This is a genomic window from Gordonia malaquae, from assembly GCF_037148075.1.
Classification (GTDB): Bacteria; Actinomycetota; Actinomycetes; order Mycobacteriales; family Mycobacteriaceae; genus Gordonia; species Gordonia malaquae.
Map to the genome: position 1 here is coordinate 204,079 of NZ_JBBCUB010000006.1, position 17,836 is coordinate 221,914.

At 65.3% G+C, this 17,836-nt stretch carries 20 protein-coding genes and 1 tRNA gene; 7 read left to right on the plus strand and 14 right to left on the minus strand.

The window, feature by feature from the left end:
• Positions 1-53: 53 nt before the first annotated feature.
• On the minus strand, positions 54-1,616 hold the full coding sequence (locus WFK36_RS19680; RefSeq protein WP_336793696.1) for an adenylate/guanylate cyclase domain-containing protein: 1,563 nt from the start codon (positions 1,614-1,616) through the stop codon (positions 54-56).
• Positions 1,617-1,699: 83 nt separating this feature from the next.
• Here WFK36_RS19680 and WFK36_RS19685 point away from each other — a divergent pair, with 83 nt between their 5' ends.
• Complete coding sequence (locus tag WFK36_RS19685) at positions 1,700-2,971, plus strand: DNA polymerase III subunit delta' (protein WP_336793697.1); 1,272 nt, start codon at positions 1,700-1,702, stop codon at positions 2,969-2,971.
• Between the two features lie 8 nt (positions 2,972-2,979).
• Here WFK36_RS19685 and WFK36_RS19690 read toward each other — a convergent pair whose 3' ends face one another.
• Positions 2,980-3,120: a hypothetical protein gene (locus WFK36_RS19690; RefSeq protein ID WP_169332786.1), complete on the minus strand. Its 141-nt coding sequence runs from the start codon at positions 3,118-3,120 to the stop codon at positions 2,980-2,982.
• A gap of 70 nt (positions 3,121-3,190) precedes the next feature.
• Here WFK36_RS19690 and WFK36_RS19695 point away from each other — a divergent pair, with 70 nt between their 5' ends.
• The 3 genes from WFK36_RS19695 to WFK36_RS19705 all read left to right on the plus strand — a co-directional run bounded on the left by WFK36_RS19695 (position 3,191) and on the right by WFK36_RS19705 (position 4,755).
• Positions 3,191-3,622, plus strand: coding sequence for a fluoride efflux transporter FluC (locus tag WFK36_RS19695; protein WP_336793698.1), 432 nt, complete (start codon positions 3,191-3,193; stop codon positions 3,620-3,622).
• Positions 3,619-3,975, plus strand: coding sequence for a fluoride efflux transporter FluC (locus WFK36_RS19700; protein WP_336793699.1), 357 nt, complete (start codon positions 3,619-3,621; stop codon positions 3,973-3,975). Before WFK36_RS19695 ends, WFK36_RS19700 begins: the two co-directional genes overlap by 4 nt.
• 165 nt (positions 3,976-4,140) lie before the next feature.
• Entirely contained in the window at positions 4,141-4,755 is a 615-nt protein-coding gene (locus WFK36_RS19705) for a hypothetical protein (protein ID WP_336793700.1), read from the plus strand.
• A 5-nt stretch (positions 4,756-4,760) separates the two neighbouring features.
• Here WFK36_RS19705 and WFK36_RS19710 read toward each other — a convergent pair whose 3' ends face one another.
• The 4 genes from WFK36_RS19710 to WFK36_RS19725 all read right to left on the minus strand — a co-directional run bounded on the left by WFK36_RS19710 (position 4,761) and on the right by WFK36_RS19725 (position 7,561).
• Complete coding sequence (locus WFK36_RS19710; protein WP_336793701.1) at positions 4,761-5,321, minus strand: TetR/AcrR family transcriptional regulator; 561 nt, start codon at positions 5,319-5,321, stop codon at positions 4,761-4,763.
• A complete protein-coding gene (locus WFK36_RS19715; RefSeq protein WP_336793702.1) occupies positions 5,318-6,532 on the minus strand; it encodes a cytochrome P450 in 1,215 nt (404 codons plus the stop codon). Before WFK36_RS19715 ends, WFK36_RS19710 begins: the two co-directional genes overlap by 4 nt.
• Positions 6,533-6,583: 51 nt before the next feature.
• Positions 6,584-7,036, minus strand: a complete 453-nt coding sequence (locus WFK36_RS19720) for an excalibur calcium-binding domain-containing protein (protein ID WP_336793704.1) — start codon at positions 7,034-7,036, stop codon at positions 6,584-6,586.
• A 90-nt stretch (positions 7,037-7,126) separates the two neighbouring features.
• Positions 7,127-7,561, minus strand: a complete 435-nt coding sequence (locus WFK36_RS19725) for a hypothetical protein (RefSeq protein WP_336793706.1) — start codon at positions 7,559-7,561, stop codon at positions 7,127-7,129.
• Positions 7,562-7,702: 141 nt separating this feature from the next.
• Between WFK36_RS19725 and WFK36_RS19730 the strand changes: the two genes are divergently transcribed.
• A complete protein-coding gene (locus WFK36_RS19730; RefSeq protein ID WP_336793707.1) occupies positions 7,703-8,062 on the plus strand; it encodes a hypothetical protein in 360 nt (119 codons plus the stop codon).
• Here the strand turns inward: WFK36_RS19730 and WFK36_RS19735 are convergent.
• The 6 genes from WFK36_RS19735 to WFK36_RS19760 form a co-directional block, all read right to left on the minus strand.
• Entirely contained in the window at positions 8,022-8,162 is a 141-nt protein-coding gene (locus WFK36_RS19735; RefSeq protein WP_336793708.1) for a hypothetical protein, read from the minus strand. The genes WFK36_RS19730 and WFK36_RS19735 overlap by 41 nt on opposite strands.
• A gap of 633 nt (positions 8,163-8,795) precedes the next feature.
• Positions 8,796-9,935, minus strand: coding sequence for a hypothetical protein (locus WFK36_RS19740; RefSeq protein WP_336793710.1), 1,140 nt, complete (start codon positions 9,933-9,935; stop codon positions 8,796-8,798).
• A gap of 14 nt (positions 9,936-9,949) precedes the next feature.
• The gene (locus WFK36_RS19745) at positions 9,950-10,633 is read right to left on the minus strand and encodes an MspA family porin (RefSeq protein ID WP_336793711.1); all 684 of its coding nucleotides are present in this window, start codon (positions 10,631-10,633) and stop codon (positions 9,950-9,952) included.
• Positions 10,634-11,291: 658 nt separating this feature from the next.
• Positions 11,292-11,364, minus strand: a tRNA-Thr gene (locus WFK36_RS19750).
• 68 nt (positions 11,365-11,432) lie between these two features.
• Positions 11,433-12,287 carry an arylamine N-acetyltransferase family protein gene (locus tag WFK36_RS19755; protein ID WP_419717516.1) on the minus strand — a complete coding sequence of 285 codons (855 nt, stop codon included), beginning with the start codon at positions 12,285-12,287 and terminating at the stop codon, positions 11,433-11,435.
• A gap of 42 nt (positions 12,288-12,329) precedes the next feature.
• On the minus strand, positions 12,330-13,514 hold the full coding sequence (locus WFK36_RS19760) for an NAD(P)-dependent malic enzyme (RefSeq protein WP_336793713.1): 1,185 nt from the start codon (positions 13,512-13,514) through the stop codon (positions 12,330-12,332).
• Between the two features lie 254 nt (positions 13,515-13,768).
• On the opposite strand from WFK36_RS19760, the gene WFK36_RS19765 reads away from it, so the two are divergent.
• Both WFK36_RS19765 and WFK36_RS19770 read left to right on the plus strand, forming a co-directional pair.
• A complete protein-coding gene (locus WFK36_RS19765; protein WP_336793714.1) occupies positions 13,769-14,401 on the plus strand; it encodes a GntR family transcriptional regulator in 633 nt (210 codons plus the stop codon).
• Entirely contained in the window at positions 14,398-15,651 is a 1,254-nt protein-coding gene (locus WFK36_RS19770) for an MFS transporter (RefSeq protein ID WP_336793715.1), read from the plus strand. Before WFK36_RS19765 ends, WFK36_RS19770 begins: the two co-directional genes overlap by 4 nt.
• 97 nt (positions 15,652-15,748) lie before the next feature.
• Here the strand turns inward: WFK36_RS19770 and galE are convergent, their stop codons facing one another.
• Together galE and rfbB are read right to left on the minus strand one after the other, a co-directional pair.
• On the minus strand, positions 15,749-16,768 hold the full coding sequence (galE, locus tag WFK36_RS19775; RefSeq protein ID WP_008381845.1) for a UDP-glucose 4-epimerase GalE: 1,020 nt from the start codon (positions 16,766-16,768) through the stop codon (positions 15,749-15,751).
• On the minus strand, positions 16,765-17,784 hold the full coding sequence (gene rfbB / locus WFK36_RS19780; RefSeq protein ID WP_336793716.1) for a dTDP-glucose 4,6-dehydratase: 1,020 nt from the start codon (positions 17,782-17,784) through the stop codon (positions 16,765-16,767). The genes galE and rfbB overlap by 4 nt, the downstream gene beginning before the upstream one ends.
• Between the last annotated feature and the right edge of the window lie 52 nt (positions 17,785-17,836).

Here is a 17,836-nt window from a genome sequence, read left to right on the forward strand (position 1 = left end):
AGCGTTCGGGGGCCGATCCGGGTGTCCTCAGCATCTCTTGCTGTGAACCGGACTCAGGCTTCAGGAACAGTGGGCGTCGTGACGTCGATGTCGGGGCGGGCCAGGAGGGTCTCGATGCCTCGACCGCGGAGTTCGACGCCTTCGCCGATGGCCCAGTGGGCGGCCTCGTCGTCGCCGGCGAGAAAGACGGCTCGCGCCGATCCGAGGACGCGTGTCTGCTCATCCTTGGCCAGTTCGGTGAGGCGGGCGGCTTCGTTCACCGGGTCGCCGATCACCGTGTACTCGAGACGCTCCTCGGCGCCGATGTGGCCGGCGACTGCCTTGCCCGCGGAGACGCCGATGCCCATGTCGACGTCGCCGAGACGCTTGTCGAGCTGGACACGCAGGTCACGGGCGGCGGCGAGAGCGGCCCCCGCGAAGTCGTCCTGATCCAAAGGCGCACCGAAGATCGCGAGAGCAGCGTCGCCCTGGAACTTGTTGACGAACCCGCCGTGACGGCCGACCACCTCGACGACGATCTGGAAGAACTCGTTGAGGAGCATCACCACCTCGCGCGGCGGGCGGTTCACCGCCAGGCGCGTCGAGCCGACGATGTCCACGAACAGCACGCCGACGTAGCGCTCCTCGCCGCCGAGCTCAGTTCCCGTCTCGATGGCGCGGCGGGCGACGTCCTCGCCGACGTAGCGGCCGAACAGGTTCCGCAGTTCCTGGCGCTCCCGAAGGTCGGACACCATCTCGTTGAAACCCGACTGCAGTGCGCCGAGGTCGTTGCCGTCGTACACCTTGACTGCCACGTTCAGGTTGCCGGCGCGGACCTGCGCCAACGCCACCCGGAGCTGTTTGATGGGGTCGGTGATCGACCCGACGAGGCGGGAGATCGCAAGGAGACCGAACACGATCGACGCGCCGGCCAGCCACAGGATCGGCCGCAGCAGACCGCTCGGATCGGTGTCGATGAAGTGGTAGTGCTGCAGGACGATGAGGGCGCCGATCACCAGCATCGGAACGCCGACGGTCACCGCCCAGAACACCGAGATGCGGGCGGTGATGCCGGGCGCGTTGGTGGAGTCAGGATCGTTAGCCATCGCGGTCACCGTGATGGGACGCAGGACGCGCTCAGACTGCATGAACGACAGAACGCCGGTCACCAGGGCTCCGACAAGGCTCGCCAACGCGACCAGAATCGCGTCCTTGGCCGAGGTGGTGCGCCAGTTGATGATCGAGAGGAAGATGCCGCCGACCGTCCACAGGCCGAGTGTGGTCAGGGTCAGGAGGCTCGGCAACTGGAGAGCTCGTTTGCGAGCCGCCGCGTCGTCGAGCCGTGACCTGCGACGATGCCATATCAGGACCGGCATGCTGAGCGCCACCGTGGCGTACATGCCGACGAGGACGGCGACGACGAGGTAGATCGCGAACGCAATCTGGTTGTAGGCGTCGGCGTCGCCGATGGAGAAGGCGTCCGCGGGTGGCATGCCGAATCGCAGGAAAGCGAACGTGAAGAGTGCGCCGACGAGATTGGCTCGAAGGAGATCGAGGGCAAGGACAGGCCAGGGCGTGTGTGCCAGCCAGCGCAGGGTCTGCGCCGGCTTGGCGAGGCCGAACCGTCTTGCTACCACGAGTCCACGGTACCGGGGTGCTTGCAATTGTTAAACGGGTTGCGGGTCATCGGTCGTCTGAACTGGGGATTAGGCTTGCCGGTGTGACAAATGTCTTTGATCGATTGATCGGGCAGGACACCCTCGCCGCTGAACTCCGAGCCGCGGCAACGTCTGCGCGCCTGGTCGCGGCACGTCTGGAGGAGGCCGCAGACGGAGCAGTCTCGATGTTCGAGGGCGACCCGGTCGACGAACTCCCGGTGGGCGTCCGCGAGTCGATGACCCACTCCTGGCTGTTCACCGGACCCGCAGGCAGTGGCAGGTCGATCGCTGCGACCGCGTTCGCCGCCGCCCTGCAGTGCCAGTCGGACGTGGTGGGCTGCGGTGAGTGCCGGGCGTGCACGACGGTCATGTCTGGATCGCACGGCGACGTCCGCCACATCGTTCCCGACGGTCTGACGATCTCGGTCAAGCAGATCCGTGAGATCGTCTCGATGGCCGCGCGACGCCCGACCACCGGCCGGTGGCAGATCGTGGTTGTCGAAGACGCTGATCGTCTCACCGAACAGGGTGCCAACGCGCTGCTCAAGGCGGTGGAAGAGCCGCCGGACCGCACGATCTTCCTGCTGTGCGCGCCGTCGGTGTCCCCGGACGACATCGCGATCACCCTTCGATCCAGGTGCAGGCACGTCGCGCTGACCGCGCCGACGAGCAGTGAGATCGCACGTGTTCTGATGGAACGGGACGGCATCGACGCCGAACCCGCGCGGTGGGCGGCGTCGGTGTCCGGCGGACACGTCGGCCGGGCGAAGCGACTCGCGACCGATCCGATCGCACGTGCGCAGCGCGATCAGGCGTTGAGCCTTGCCCGCGCGGCTACTCGGGATTCGACGGCGTACTCTGCGGCCGACAAGTTGGTGAAGACAGCGGCTGAAGCGGCGGCAGCGATCAGCGACGAGATCGACGCGGCCGAAACAGAAGAACTCATGACGGCGCTGGGGGCCGGCGGAACCGGCAAAGGCACGGCGCGGCCGCCTCGAGGGACCGCGGGCGCGGTCAAGGAGTTGGAGAAGCAGCAGAAGTCGCGACGGACCCGCATGATGCGTGACGTTCTGGACCGGGCGCTCGTCGACCTGGCGGCACTGTTCCGCGATGCGCTCGCCGTCTCCCTGGGGGCGCGCGTCACGCTGATGCACCCCGACAAGGAGCACGACGTGGTGGCGCCCATGGCCGACTACGCCACGCCCGACAAGCTTCTACGCTGCATCGAAGCAGTGCTGGAATGCCGCGAAGTGCTGGAGATGAACGTGAAGCCGAAGTTCGCGGTCGGCGCGATGGTCGTCAAACTCGGCGACCAACTCGCCACCCGCCGCTAGGGCTTCTCCTAGGCGTTCTCTGTAGGCTTGTCGTCGTGGTCGGCCAGGATGTCGTCGCCGCCCGCGCCCTCGAGGACGGTGAGCTCGTTGTCGACCGCTGCGGAGATCTCTTCCACCTTGTGCTTGATCTTGTCGATGAACTCAGACATGGCGGGCTCCTCGGGCCGGTGTGGTCGATGTCCTGTCAACTATAGGTCGGATCGCCCGTAGTCTGGCTGAGTGACCGGGCAGCGCAGCCGACCAGGTGTCGGCGACATCTTGTCGGTTTTCGCGGGCGGCGTGGTCGGAACTGCAGCGCGGTGGGCTGCCGAGGAGCAGTGGCCCGCACACTCGGGGCAGTGGCCGGTGGGGACGTTCCTGGTCAACATCGTCGGTGCGTTTGTGCTCGGTGCGCTGCTCGAGGGGCTGGTGCGACGCGGCCCGGACGTCGGGCGGCATCGCCGGATCAGGCTGACCGCGGGCACCGGATTCTGCGGAGCATTCACCACCTACAGCGCGTTCTCGCTGGAGATCAGCCTGCTGGGCAAGGACGGGCATCCTGCGATCGCGGTCGTCTACGCCCTCGTCAGCGTGATCGTCGGTGTGCTGGCCGCCGCGGCAGGCGTGTGGGCGGCACGCCGCAGCGTGCGCATAGCCGGTGATCACGCATGATCCCGATACTCACCTTTTTCGCCGGTGCGGTCGGCGCCGTGCTGAGGTTCCTCGTCGACGACGCCTGTCGCCGTCGGTGGCCGGGAGCCTTCCCCGGCCCCACCTTCGCCATCAACGTGACGGGTTCGCTCGCCATGGGATTGATCGCGGGCATGGTGATGTTCCACGGCGCCGATCACGACTGGCAGACGGTGATCGGCACAGGGTTCCTCGGCGGGTACACGACGTTCTCGACTTCGGTCCTGGAGACCGTCCGCACCGGCGGTCGGCGGGGGCTCGTGTACGCAGTGCTGACTCTCGGCGGGTCGGTCGGTGCGTGTGCCGTGGGCCTTGCCGCGGCGGGGTCTGTCTGACAGCCGGTCGTTCATCAGTTATGTGGACAAAGACACCGGAAATGGGGTCAACCACCCAGTTCAATTCCAACGAGACCGCTGGCGAAGGGTGCTGCGGGGTGGTCACCTTGTCGTGATCGTCGCTGTTCCGCCCCGAGGAGCGGTGACTCTCGTAGAGGAGAAATCATGACAACACGCACCAGCCTCGCCGCAGCACTCGTATGCGGTTCGGCACTCACCGCCTCACTCGTGATCGGGACGGGTGAAGCGAACGCGTGGCAGTCGGGTGGGGCGCATGCGACCACGGCGTCGTTGGACGAGACGACAGTGAAGGTGACGTTCACGAATTCGAAGCCGCGGAAGATCGTCTGTAAAGCCGACGTCCTGGCGATCTCCGAACTCGACAAGGCCAAGCAGGTCGCGACGATCTCCATGCGTGCGATCGGCGCGGATGCTGCCGAGATGGCGGATATCCAGGCTGACGTGACAGCGATCGGGCTCGCACCCGCGATCACCTACGGCTCACCGACATTGGTCGACGCGGGGCACACCGCCACCGCAAGTCTCGTCGTACCGTCGCCTGCCGCCGCGGCGTACACGGTCGCGGCATCGTGTGTACTGGCGTCGGCCGAATCGGACACAACGTTCGAAGACATCGACGCAGTCGCGTTCGGAGTGGGTGAAGGGCAGTCGGGAACGGGAGGCGGAACGACACCCGAGACTCCGGGAAGCAACGGATCGTCAGATGTGTTCGGCAGCGTCGACGGTGCGCTCCCGGATCTCGGGGCGCTGTTCGGCTGACAGCGCTAGCTATTGGCGACGCCGGGTGACGCTGCTGAATCCGTGCGGAGCGTCGGTGTCACAAAACGCTGAATCATCGTCCTCTCCTCGTCTTCCGAGGAGGGGACGATCAGCAGTGAGACGATCACGCGGACGATCCACGCCGCAGCGATCGGATCCTGCGTGAACGCCGTCGTGATCGCCCCGACGGAGTCCGACGACAGCGCGAGCTCACTGGTCAGCCCGGCGCCCGCAGAAGTGAACCAGGCGGTCAGCGCGGGATCGGAGCGGACCTCGGCGAGAGCGATCAAGACTGCCTCGGTGATTCGTTCATTTCGGTCGTCGATGCCTGCCAAGCGGGTCTCGATCGTTGAGGAGATCTCCCCCGCGACCTGTGCGATGTACGCCAGCTGCAGGGCGGTCCGGCTGTCGAAATGCCGATACAGCGTCGCGCGCGAACAGCCGGCCGCTGCTGCGATGTCCGACATCGACACGTCGCCCCCGTGCTCGGCGAACTGTTCGGCAGCCACCTGCAGGATGCGGTCACGCGCGGCGGAGCGTCGTGCGCCGGTCCACTCGGAGGTCATGCGGTGAAGGGTACTGACAACGGACGACGCACGTAGTTGCCCGGCGCCCAGACGATCCCGTCCACATCCACCTCGAAGTCTGGGCAGCGATGCAAGAGCTCAGTGAGAGCGACGGTGGCCTGCATGCGAGCGGCCGCCGCGCCGAGGCAATGATGCGAGCCGTGGCTGAAGGTGAGCAGGCCGGGCGGATCTCGCCGGACGTCGAGTTGGTCGGCGTCCGGACCGTGGAGACGCTCGTCGCGATTGGCGGAGGCGTAGCAGAGCAGGACCTTTCGGCCCGCGGGGATCGTCGCTGTGGGGTAGTCGACGTCGCGTGTCGTGGTCCGCGCGAGTCCCTGTACCGGTGAGGTGAGGCGCAACAGTTCGGTCACCGCTGTTCCGATGAGGTTGGGTTCGTCGATCAGGATCTGACGTTGGTCTCGATGCTCGGTGAGCAGGGCTGCCGAACCGCCGAGCATGCCGGTGGTCGTGTCGTTGCCGCCTGCGACCATCGTGAATGCGAACGCGAGCACCGACAGCAGGCCCGCCGAGTCGGTGGCGATTCCCGCGTCGACGAGGTGGGAGACGGTGTCGTCCCCTGGGTGCTTGCGGCGGTGTTCGATGAGTTCGGCGAAGTACGACGTGAGTTCGAGGACGGCGTCGGCGGCCGAGGTCATCGCTGCACCGAGATCGGCACCGGGGTTGGCGGCGACGATCGCGTCGGTCCACGCATCGAATCGCGCGCGGTCTTCTTCCGGCACACCGAGGTAGTGGGCGACGACCATGCTCGGCAGCGGTTTGAACAGTTCCGCGGCGATGTCGCCGGAGCCTTCGGCGCGGAGGCGTTCGATTCGCTCGACCACGAAGTCGCGCACGAGCGGTTCAAGCGTCACGACCTGGCGCGGAGTGAACCCGCGCGACACCAGCTTGCGGAAGTCGGTGTGCACCGGCGGGTCCTGCATCACCATCGGAGGGTTGTCGGCGAGCCCGATCTTCTGTAGTTCGCCGTACGTCACGGTCAGTCCCTGCGCGGACGAGAACGTCTGCCAGTCCTTTGCTGCCGCCATCACATCAGCGTGGCGGGTCAACACCCAGAAGTCGTCGGACGGCCGATCGGCGGGAACCACATTGTGGACGGGGTCGTCTGCCCGCAGGCGTGAGTACATCGTGAACGGGTCCCGCCACGTGTCATCGGAGCGGAGTGAATAGCCCTGCGACGAATCCATCAACATGTGTTGATAATGAGACATACGAGGAAAAGTGTCAACCTTCGAGTCTTGGGGCTACTCGCACGCGACTCCGTCGCCGTCGCGGTCGAGTTTGCTGCGATATCCGGGTTGGCCTTGGAGAAGCGGCGCCGCGCCCGCTGCTCGAGCTTCACCGCAGTTGGCGTACGAAGCGTCCGACTCGGTTGTCGGGGCCGGTCGTGGTGTTCGGGTCCGACGAGGGACTGCCGCGCGCACGCGGGGCGACTCCTCCGTTGTCGTCCTCGGCTTTCGCGGCTTCCGTGTGGTCGTCCGCTTCACTGGCTGCTCGGACGTTGTCGGAGTCGCGGTGACAGTCGTCGTCTCCGTGAGAACCTCGGTCTGTGTGATCGTCGTCGGTGGGCTGGCCATCGGCGCGGGGCTGCTCACCGCTGCGCCGATCCCGCACGATCCGAGCAGTGCTATCAAGCCGCCGACGCCGATCACTGCCGAACGCTTCGGATTTCGGAGGACCGTCTCACGCACACTCATGCCTTCGACGGTCCGCTACTTGTCCTGGTTGTGGTCCGTACTCGCCAGAAATCGTCCGAGCGGCCGACTGTCGTCGAGTGCGGTCCGGTGTCAGCAGCTGTCGTTCGACCACTGTCCGTCTACGAAGGTCCAGGTCTTAGGTGCGTTCGAGCCCTTGCCATCCGATGCCCGTGTCACGACTGACGCGGAGTTGCCGTCCACGGTGATGACATACGTGGGCTCGCCCGAGAAGTCGCGGCCGGACTCGGGGCCGTATTCGGCCTTGAGTGCTGCTTCGACGTCGGTGCGGTTGTGCTTCGTCTGGCAGCGAGGGGACAGGTAGTCGTATCCCTTGGCCCACTGCCCGCCCTGGATGACGATGCGATAGACGTCGTCGAGCCGCGCTCGCAATGCGTTCTCGGTGCCGGAGGCGTCTGCTTGCGCCGTGGTGCTCAAGGCCGGCGCGGCCTCTTGCTCGGTGCCGCAAGCGGAGAGTGCAAGCACAAGGGCTGCACCGACGGCGGTGATCGCGTGAAGTGGCCTCATGGTTCCGGCTTTCTCAGGCGATGTCGTCGCGGGCGAGGACCGCTCGTCAGGCAGTCGGCTGTTCGCGTGCGGACATCGGTGGATGTGATCGGCGGTGACTATACCGTCTGATCTGCGGTCGGGTGGTTCGACAGTGGCCGCGTGGCACACCCCGACCCTCAGCAAGGACCGCGAGTGACCGGCGCGTGGTCGGTGTGGGCTGCGGAGCAGGCCCAGGCTGACAGCGTCTTTGATCTCGTTGCTCGACTCATCGACAACGGCGCAGCGTTGATCGCGGCGGCAGTCACCGGCATCACCGCGATCGTGATCGCCCGAAAGGGCAGTGTCCGGCACGAAGAGACGGCGAAGCAGGTCGAGGAGCAGGCGAAGACGATCCGGGAGATCTGGGAGTCGACGGTCAACTCGCATCAGCGGCCGATGCGGTGGGACCTCGACGACGTGTCCGACGCCGTCGGCGAGGTCAAAAGCGCTCGTCGAGATGATCGGTGCAGAGGTCCGTGAGGATCGCGTCGCGCGGCGTGCGGGTGATCAGGCGCTCGCGGCTCGGCTCGACGAGCTCGCAGTCCGTCTGGATCGTCAGGATGCGATCGCGGCGAAGCATCACTCGGAGGATCAGTAGCGTCTCGCCGCTGTCGTGAACTGAAAAGCGCCCCAACCTCTTCGGAGGGTGGGGCGCCTTTCCTGCGTATGGGTGTTGGGGCGGTTGATCGTCTATTCGACTGCCTCAACTTGTGCCAGAGTATTGATTATCTCTCGCCTGGCACAAACACGCCGATCACGTCACTTTCACAGCCAGTCGCGTCCTTAATGTGCTGCCGACGTGACTCATAAGTGAACTTCTTTAGTAGAGCGAGGTCGTTCTCGCTAATCTGTTGGGGGTTCGCAACCTCGAAGACAACAGTGCCAGACGATCTCTCAGATTCGCTTTTCGGGTTCATGCAGACTGCAGTGACAATAGTCGGCGCATTCAAGTTGACCGAAGGGTCTTGGCCAATGATTCTCGGGGGTGAGCCAAAAGGATCATTTTTTGGATACCCCAGGCGAGCCTCTGCGGTGGAGGGAGGCAAACCTACGAGGTCGAGTCCTGTGACGGTTTCGCCCTGAACGCGCGAGGGAAGGGGTTCGGCCGCAGGTGGGTTAGGCTCCGCGGTTCGTGTGAAGTACAACGTGGTGATAAGTGCAACCGCAATCAGGGCGACCGCAGACAAAGAGAGCAGAACGGTTCTCCTCATGGCTACACGCCTTCCACATCGGCATCGAGGCCATCGATAGGGATTAAGACGATATACTGCTTTGTCGATTCCACCGTCTTGCTCTCTGTGTGATACTTCTGCACGGTAACGAGGTACTTATTGTACATGGAGTACCCGACCATTCGTTGCCCAGGTTTCAGTTTGCTGGTATCGAGCCCCATTGAGCTGGAGTACTGGACTTCCTGGGACATAGACTGCCCATACTTGGCCGATATTTGGGCGCTTGCCTTGGCGCCCACATCATTGCCGACTTCTCCGCCAAGCTCGCCGCCGACTTCCCAGCTCTTTGTCGAAGTCAATGTTACTGACTTGCCGATCGTGCACGGGTTGACGCCGTAGCTGCATGAAACCAAAGCGGCACCGCGTTGTCTGCCCATGGCCTGCACATCGATCACGTTGTAGTCGTAGTCGGGGTAGCAGTTCCCCAAGCCGCCATTGTTCCGGTGATAGCCTTCTTCGCAGCCGCCGTACCATTTCCCGTGAGGGTCATCCGCGTTGTGGCGAAGCCCGTCCCCGGGGGACTTGGGGCCGTTTCTGAAGTTGACGTTGGACAAAGGATCTGCTGACGCTGAGGGGTCGCGTTTTGTTTGCGACTGCTGACCGACGGTCGTTGATGGCTGCTTTCGTTTCGGAGAGACTGGAACTGATGTTGTCTGTGGCTGCGTCCTAGAGGTATCGCTGCCCGAACCGATGGTCGGCTGTCCCACTCCGGGGTGTTGGATGTCACGGCGGTCGGTCGGATTGTTGAGATCTGGGCCCGAACTGTCGCTGGGTACTGTCGATTCTGGTGCGGTTGTTCCTGTGGGCGCTTCCGGTGTAGTTGTCGTCGGCTGTACGGTCGGCGGTGGTCCGTCGTTGTTGCTGCCGCACTTGTAGGGCACGGGTGGTCTAGGAGCGTCGCTGGGTTTCTCGCCTGGGTGTGATGCGGCCCAGGAGTTCTTCCACGCGTTGTTGTAGGCGGTGGTCTCGCGTTTGCAGCGCTCGGCCGGGGTTTCGGCGGAGGCCGGTGCGAGTGAGATCGCGAGCAGGACTGCTGCTGCGAGTGCAGTGAGCGTGATCAGGCCCGCCAGGAGCGTTCCCCGGTCGTGCCGCTCGCGGCCGCGGGAATGGTTCGTTGTCATGGTGTCGTTCCGGGTCAGATGCGGCTGGTGGGGCCGTGGTCGTAGTAGACGTAGACGCCGGTGTCGGTGGTGACGCTGATTTTGGCGTAGGGGCGGACGCTGATGGGTCCGAGGGCGTTGGTGGTGTTGAGTTCGATGCCGGACAGGACGATGTCGGCAGTCGGCTGAGTTAGGGCGATCTCAGCGAGGGTGACGGTGGTGATCTTGCCTGCGCCGACTTCGAACTCGAGATCCGCGGACGGGATCACGGTCGCCTCAGCACCCAGCTCGGCGCCGATCTCGCCGATGGAGCCTCCGCCGCCGCCGCCGGAGATGGTGACATTCGGGGCGAGTTTGGCGTTCAGTCCACCGGTCAACTTCAGTTCGGGGGTGTGGGCGGTGACCTTCACGCCGTTGGGCGCGACGGAGACGGGGTAGCCGATCTGGTAGCCGACCTCCACTGTCGCCCGAACAGTCTTGCCGTCGATGTTGCGGACGGCCGCGTGCACGTCCGAGGAGAGCAGTGCTTCGCCGGAGAACGGTGAGGAGTCCAGCGCGGGGATTTTCTTCGCCCGGAGCTTGGATGCGGTGAGGGTGATGTCGACGCCTTCACGCGTGTGATGGGTCCGGGCATCAGCAGGTCCGGCGAGCAAACTTGAGGCCAACGCGAACACGGCGATGACGGCAAGGACGAGTGGTGTCGCGATACGACGCAACATAGGTGACCCCCAAAGTCGGAACAGGCCAATCAGCCTGTGTAACAACCGCTCCCGAACCGGCGATACTCACTACAGATCCGGTGCGCGGTGGAAGCGTTGTGCTCCCGCAGGTGATTCCACGCCTCAGGCAACCCGCTGGCAAACTACGGCCGGAAATGCTCGGCAAACGGCCAGTTCAGGCTATGTTTCCATTTGTCCGGTCCGGACACGGACCACGGTCCGTTTGGTTCATTGCGGTCCATTTCCGGCATTCAGGCGGTGAGTGTGGAGTCGCAGTACGCTCGCCACCATGATCGATGTCGAGCTCCACGGCGGCCCCACGGTGGACGCCAGCACAACGCCGTAGCTCTCGACGCCGTCCACAGTGCCGACGGTGATCCGCCGCGACGATGACGAGATGCCCGGTGGGCTGATGACGCCGTAGACAGTGGCTCGGCCGTCACACCGCAGAGTCGCGGCTGCCTCTGTTCGAGTACGACAATGAGTAAGCTCCGGCCCTTCAATGAGGGGTCGGCGCTTACTTGGGTCTGGGGAGGCTAGTTCTCGCAGTCGTGCTTCCTGCCGGCGAAGCCGAACGACGTGCGGCGGTGGCGTGCGTCCGAGACGCCTAAATGCAAGCGACGCAGGCCAGAAGCGGTGTCTGGCCTGCGTCGTAGAGAGCCGCCTAGGAGAATCGAACTCCTGACCTAGTCATTACGAGTGACTCGCTCTACCGACTGAGCTAAGGCGGCGTGCCGCCTGTGACAGGCAGCGGAGACGATGCTACCGAGTCGATGGGCTCAGGAGCAAAACGGGGTCGTCACTCGTCGCTCGACGACCGGCGTGCCGCCTCGATCTCGACGAGCGCCGCCGCGTCGTCGGAGGTCAGCGTGATGCCGAAGGTTTCGGCGAGGACATCGCGAACCTCGGGCGCTGGAACGCTGAACGACGCGGAAGGGCCGTCGGGCCGGACGGTGGTCAGCGTGTCGCCGTCGAGAGTGTGGTGCTCGGCGGCGGTGAATTGCTGAATGAACGGCCGTGCCACAAACGGTGATCGCGGTGACGTCGACACGAAATGGTTGCCGACGCGGTAGTCGATCGGCGTCTGCGGCGCCAGCGTGAAGACGTGGCGGTCGATCCACTTCTCGTCGTGCTGCCACAGTGTCCACCGGTCGGTGCCGAACAGATCGCCGATCGGATCGGAGGACAGCCGGAAGCGCCAGCCGTCTTGATCGGTCTGTACCCCGTCCCGCAGTTCGATGGGGCCGAGGGGGCCTCGACCGAAACCGACGTCGCACAGGTAGCGGGTGCCGCTGATCTCCACGACGACCAGCGCGTGGGTGGCGGGACGACTCGTCCAGTCGGCACCGAGCGAGACTCGGCCGATGATCGGAGTGAAAGTGAATCCGAGCCGTTCCAACGCGGCGGCGAACAGGCCGACATGCTCGAAGCAGTAGCCTCCACGTTCGGACTGGACGAGCTTCTGTTGAACCGACTCCAGATCGAGGGGGATTCCGCGTCCGAGGATGATCTCGAGGTTCTCGAACGGGATCGACGTCGTGTGAAGCCGGTGAAGGCGTTCGAGGGTCTCCAAGGTCGGCGACGGCTCGCCGTCAAAACCGATGCGCCGCAGATATCCGGGCAGATCGAGGTCGGTGCCGCTCCACAGTCCCATGACCGCCATTGTGCCCGGCCGGGACTGTGGAGCGCGAGGAGATTACTTGGTGACGCCCTCGGCGCGAGCTGCGTCGGCGACGGCCTTGGCGACGGCGGGGGCCACTCGCGGGTCGAGCGGGCTCGGGACGATGTGGTCGGCGGCGAGATCGTCGCCGACGACGCCGAAGATCGCATCCGCGGCGGCCAGCTTCATGCCCTCGGTGATGCGTCGTGCGTCAGCGTCGAGGGCGCCCGCGAACACGCCGGGGAAGGCGAGGACGTTGTTGATCTGGTTCGGGAAGTCGCTGCGGCCGGTGGCGACGACGGCGGCGTGCTTTGCTGCGACATCCGGGTGGATCTCCGGATCGGGGTTCGACAGCGCGAAGACGATCGCATCGTCGTTCATCGTCGCGATGAAGGCCTCGCCGATGAGTCCGGCCGAGACTCCGAGGAACATGTCGGCGCCGTTCAGCGCCTCAGCGGCGCCGCCGGTGAGGGCGCGCGGATTGCTCCACGCCGCGAGGTCGGTCTTGAACTCGTTGAGGTCGGTGCGGTGGGTGCCGACGACACCCTTCGAGTCGAGCACCACGATGTCGGGGACGCCCGCGGCGCGCAGGATGTTCGCGCATGCCACACCGGCTGCGCCTGCCCCCGAGATCACGACCTTCAGGGTGGTGATGTCCTTGTCGAGGTGCGTGAGGGCGCCCTTCAGTGCGGCGAGAACGACGATCGCGGTGCCGTGCTGGTCGTCGTGCATCACCGGGCAGTCGAGTGCCTCGATGACCCGACGTTCGATCTCGAAGCAGCGCGGTGCCGAGATGTCTTCGAGATTCACGGCGCCGAAGCTGGGGCGGAGACGGATCAGCGTCTCGACGATCTCGTCGGGATCGGTGGTGTCCAGGACGATCGGGATCGAATTGAGTCCCGCAAAGGTGCGGAACAGGGCCGACTTGCCCTCCATCACCGGGAGCGAGGCGCGTGGGCCGATGTCGCCGAGCCCGAGGACTGCCGTCCCGTCGGAGACGACTGCGACCAGTCGCTTGGTCCACGTGTACTCCTCGACCAGAGCCGCGTCCTTCGCGATAGCGCGCGAGACCTGAGCGACGCCCGGCGTGTAGGCGATCGAGAGTGCGCGCTGAGTGTCGATGGGCGCACTGAGTTCGACGGACAGCTTCCCGCCCTCGTGTGCGCGGAAGATCTCGTCGTCGGTGATCGGTGTGGGCTGCCCGGGTGCGGTGTTGGTCACGAACTTCTCCTAGACGTCCGGCCTCGACCGGACGCAACTCGACGAGTGATGTGGTCTACATCGGTGATGGTTCCGATGATTCTGTCACCGATGACGTCGCTGTGCCCGGTCAGGTGCCACGTGGCGGGAGTCCGCGTGAGCTGGTGTCGCGTGTTGGAAGTTCCTCAATGGTCGGCGGCGCCCCGCTGCACACCGGAGCACCACCAGCCGTCTAAGAACTTTCAACACACGACGCAAGGATCTATCTTGTATCTATGACGTATTCAGCAGCGGATCGGGTGTACGCCGACGTGAAGGAGCTGATCCTCACCGGAGGTCTGGCCGGAGGCGAGCTCATCAGTGAGGGCGAGATCGCCGAGCGGTGCGCCGTCAGTCGTACTCCGGTTCGAGAGGCGTTCCTCCGTCTATCAGCTGAAGGCTGGATGCGCCTGTATCCGAAACGCGGGGCGCTCATCGTGCCGATCGGTGATCGGGAGGCGCGCGATGTGCTCGACGCGCGCGTCGCGATCGAATCCCACGCCGCACGGTCGGTTGCCGGTCGGCCTGCTGAACTGGCCCAGCTCAGCGAACGCCTGCGCGACAATCTCGCGCAGCACGCGGACGTGAGCAGGTCGGACACGGCGGAGTTCGCTCGTCTCGACGCGGAGTTCCACCAGCTGATCGTCGCCGCCGGCGGGAACGCGATCCTCAGCGAGGTCTACGTCTCTCTCAGAGAGCGACACCGCCGCATGACGGCGAGCCGACTGCAGGCAGGGGCCGCCGTCGCTGACACCATCCTCGACGACCACGCTCGTCTGGCGGAAGCGATCACCGACCCGGAAGCGTTCACCGAACTCCTCATCACGCACCTGTCGACCGTCCACGACCTTCCAGGAGGACTCCGATGAGCCGATCACGCATCACCGGCTGGCCCGCGGTCTCGCTCGCCGTCTTCGCCGCGGCCTGGGGAGGCAACGAGTTCACTCCGCTCCTCGTCATGTATCGCACGACGTCGGACATGTCGGCTGTCGCGGTCGACCTGCTCCTGTTCACCTACGTGCTCGGCATCGTCCCCGCGCTGCTGATCGGCGGACCGTTGTCGGACCGGCTCGGACGCCGCCCGCTGATGCTCCCGTCCCCGGTGATCGCAGCGGCCGGATCGCTGCTGCTGGCATTCGGAGCGCACTCGGTTGCTCTCCTCGCCGTCGGTCGGGTGCTCAGCGGGATCGCGCTCGGCCTCGCGATGGCCGTCGGCGGCAGCTGGATCAAAGAACTGTCCGACCGTGACGGTGCGACAGCCGCCGCGGGCGCACGGCGCGCCGCACTGTCGCTGACTTCGGGATTCGGCATCGGCGCAGGTCTGGCGGCGATCCTGGCGCAGTGGGCGCCGTGGCCGAACCAGCTGTCGTACGCGGTCAACATCGCACTCGCCGTGGTCGCGTTCGCGGCTCTGCTGCGTGCTCCTGAATCACGCGCCGCCCAGGACTCCGGACGGACGCTGCGGGAGGATCTGTCGATCCGGTCGGCGAAGCACCCCCGGTTCTGGGTGATGGTCGCTCCCGTCGCGCCGTGGGTGTTCGGTGCGTGTGCGGTCGCGTACGCAGTGATCCCGGCGTTCATGACGGAGAAGACGTCGAGCTGGTCCATAGCGTTCGCCGGGCTCTGCTGCGTCGTCGGCCTCGCCGCAGGCTTCGGCATCCAGACCCTCGGCAAGCGCTTCGACAAGCCCGGATCACCGCGGATCATGGTGATCGCGTTGAGCTTCGTGGTCGTCGGTCTGGCACTCGCCGCCGCGGCCTACACGACGCTGTCGATCCCTCTCGCGCTGATCGCGGCGGCGGTTCTCGGATGCGGCTACGGGATGGCGCTGATCGCCGGTCTTCTCGAAGTCCAGCGAATCGCCCGGCCGAGTGAGCTCGCCGGACTGACTGCGGTGTTCTACAGCCTGACCTATCTGGGCTTCGCGTCACCGGCTGCGATGGCTGCCGTCGCGTCGACGTTCCCGTCGATCGACTATCCGGAGATGTTCGGCTTCGGGGTCGCCATGGCGCTTCTCGCAGTGGTCGTCGTGGTGATCGGCAACCGCACCTCGATCGCAGGCCCGCACACCGTCCGCCCACGTGAGACCGCGGTCGAGTTGGAGTCGGTGGAGGCCTGACCTTCGGCCCGCCCCGCTGCTCCGTGAGCGAGCTTCGGTCCTACTGCTCCTTGAGCGAGCTTGTGAGTCGAAAGGCGCTCAAGGAGCAGTGGAGGCGTCAGGCGTCGGGGAAGCCGTTGGGGTTCTTCGACTGCCACCGCCAGGTGTCGGCGCACATGTCGTCGATCGTGCGGATCGCTTTCCAGCCGAGCTCGTCGTTGGCCTTGGAAGGATCGGCCCAGTAGGCGGGGAGATCGCCCGGTCGGCGCGGAACGATCTCGTAGGGGATGTCCCGTCCGCTGGCGCGAGAGAACGCGTTGACCACGTCGAGCACGGAAACGGCCGACCCGCTGCCGAGGTTCCACACCGAGAGCGGATCGTCGCCGGCCGCGATCGTGTCGAGAGCCGCGAGATGGCCGGACGCGAGGTCTTCGACGTGGATGTAGTCGCGCACCCCGGTGCCGTCGGGAGTGTCGTAGTCGTCGCCGAACACTGACAGCTTCTCGCGCCGTCCGACGGCGACCTGCGAGACGAACGGCATCAGGTTGTTGGGCAGACCGTTGGGATCTTCACCGATCTCGCCGCTCGGGTGTGCACCCACCGGGTTGAAGTAGCGGAGCAGTGCGATGCGCCAAGAGTCGTCCGCGACTGCCACGTCGCGCAGAATCTGCTCGATCATCACCTTGGTCCACCCGTACGGATTGGTGGCCGACGTCGGCATGTCCTCGGTGCGCTCACAGATCGGATTCTCGCCGTACACGGTGGCCGACGAGGAGAATACGAACGTCCGGACACCGTGACGGTCCATCGCCTGCAGCACCGACAGCGCGGTGTCGATGTTGTTGCGGTAGTAGGAGATCGGCTTGGCGACCGACTCTCCCACGGCCTTGAAGCCGGCGAAGTGGATCACGGCGTCGATGTCCTCGGACGCGAACAGACCGTCGGTGGCCTCCTCGTCGGTCAGATCGACCGTGTACACGGTGACGGGTTTCCCGGACAGGGACACCAGCCGCGAGATGATGCTGGGCTTGGCATTGCTGAAGTCGTCGGCGATCACCACGTCGTGGCCTGCGGCGAGAAGCTGCAGGACGGTGTGGGAGCCGATGTAACCTGCGCCTCCGGTGACGAGGACTCTCATCGTGCTCCTTCGGGGTCGATGGTCTGTTGGGTCTCTGCGTACGAGCGTTCCACGCCGTCCTTGACGCCCGCCCACCAGTCGCTGTGTGTCCGGTACCAGTCGACGGTCGCGGCGAGGCCCGCCGAGAAGTCGGTGTAGGCGGGTGTCCATCCGAGTTCGGTGCGCAGCCGAGTGGAGTCGATGGCGTATCGGCGGTCGTGGCCTGCGCGGTCGGTGACGAAGTCGAATGCGTCGCGGGGCTGCCCGAGCGCTTCGAGGATCGCTTCGACGACGGTCCGGTTGTCGACTTCGCCGTCGGCGCCGATCAGGTACGTCTCACCGGAGACGCCGCGGTCGATGACGGTCCAGACGGCGTCGTTGTGGTCGTCCACGTGGATCCAGTCGCGGACGTTGCGGCCGTCGCCGTACAGCTTGGGCCGCACGCCGGTCAGCACGTTGGTGATCTGCCGAGGGATGAACTTCTCCACGTGCTGGTACGGGCCGTAGTTGTTGGAGCAGTTGGAGATGGTCGCGGTGATGCCGAACGATCGGACCCAGGCGCGGACCAGCAGATCGCTGCCCGCTTTGGTGGAGCTGTACGGGCTGGACGGGTTGTATGCGGTCTCTTCGGTGAAGCGAGCGGGATCGCCGAGGTCGAGGTCGCCGTACACCTCGTCGGTGCTGACATGGTGCAGTCGGACACCGTGGCGTCGAACCGATTCCAAGAGCGTGTACGTCCCGACCAGGTTGGTCTGGACGAACGACGACGGGTCGGCGAGCGAGTTGTCGTTGTGCGACTCGGCCGCGAAGTTGACGACGAGGTCCGTCTCGGCGATCAGCGGATCGACCACGGCCGCGTCGGCGATGTCGCCGCGCACCACCCGGACGCGGTCGGCGACAGGTGCGAGGGTCGATGGATTCGCGGCATAGGTGAACTTGTCGAGGACTGTCACTTCGACGTCTGGCTGGGTCGCGAGGGTGCGGAGGACGAAGTTCGCTCCGATGAACCCGGCCCCGCCGGTCACCAGAACACGCATGAAGGATCTCCGTAAAGTGTGGCTTCGAATAGTGCTTCAACTGTACCGATAG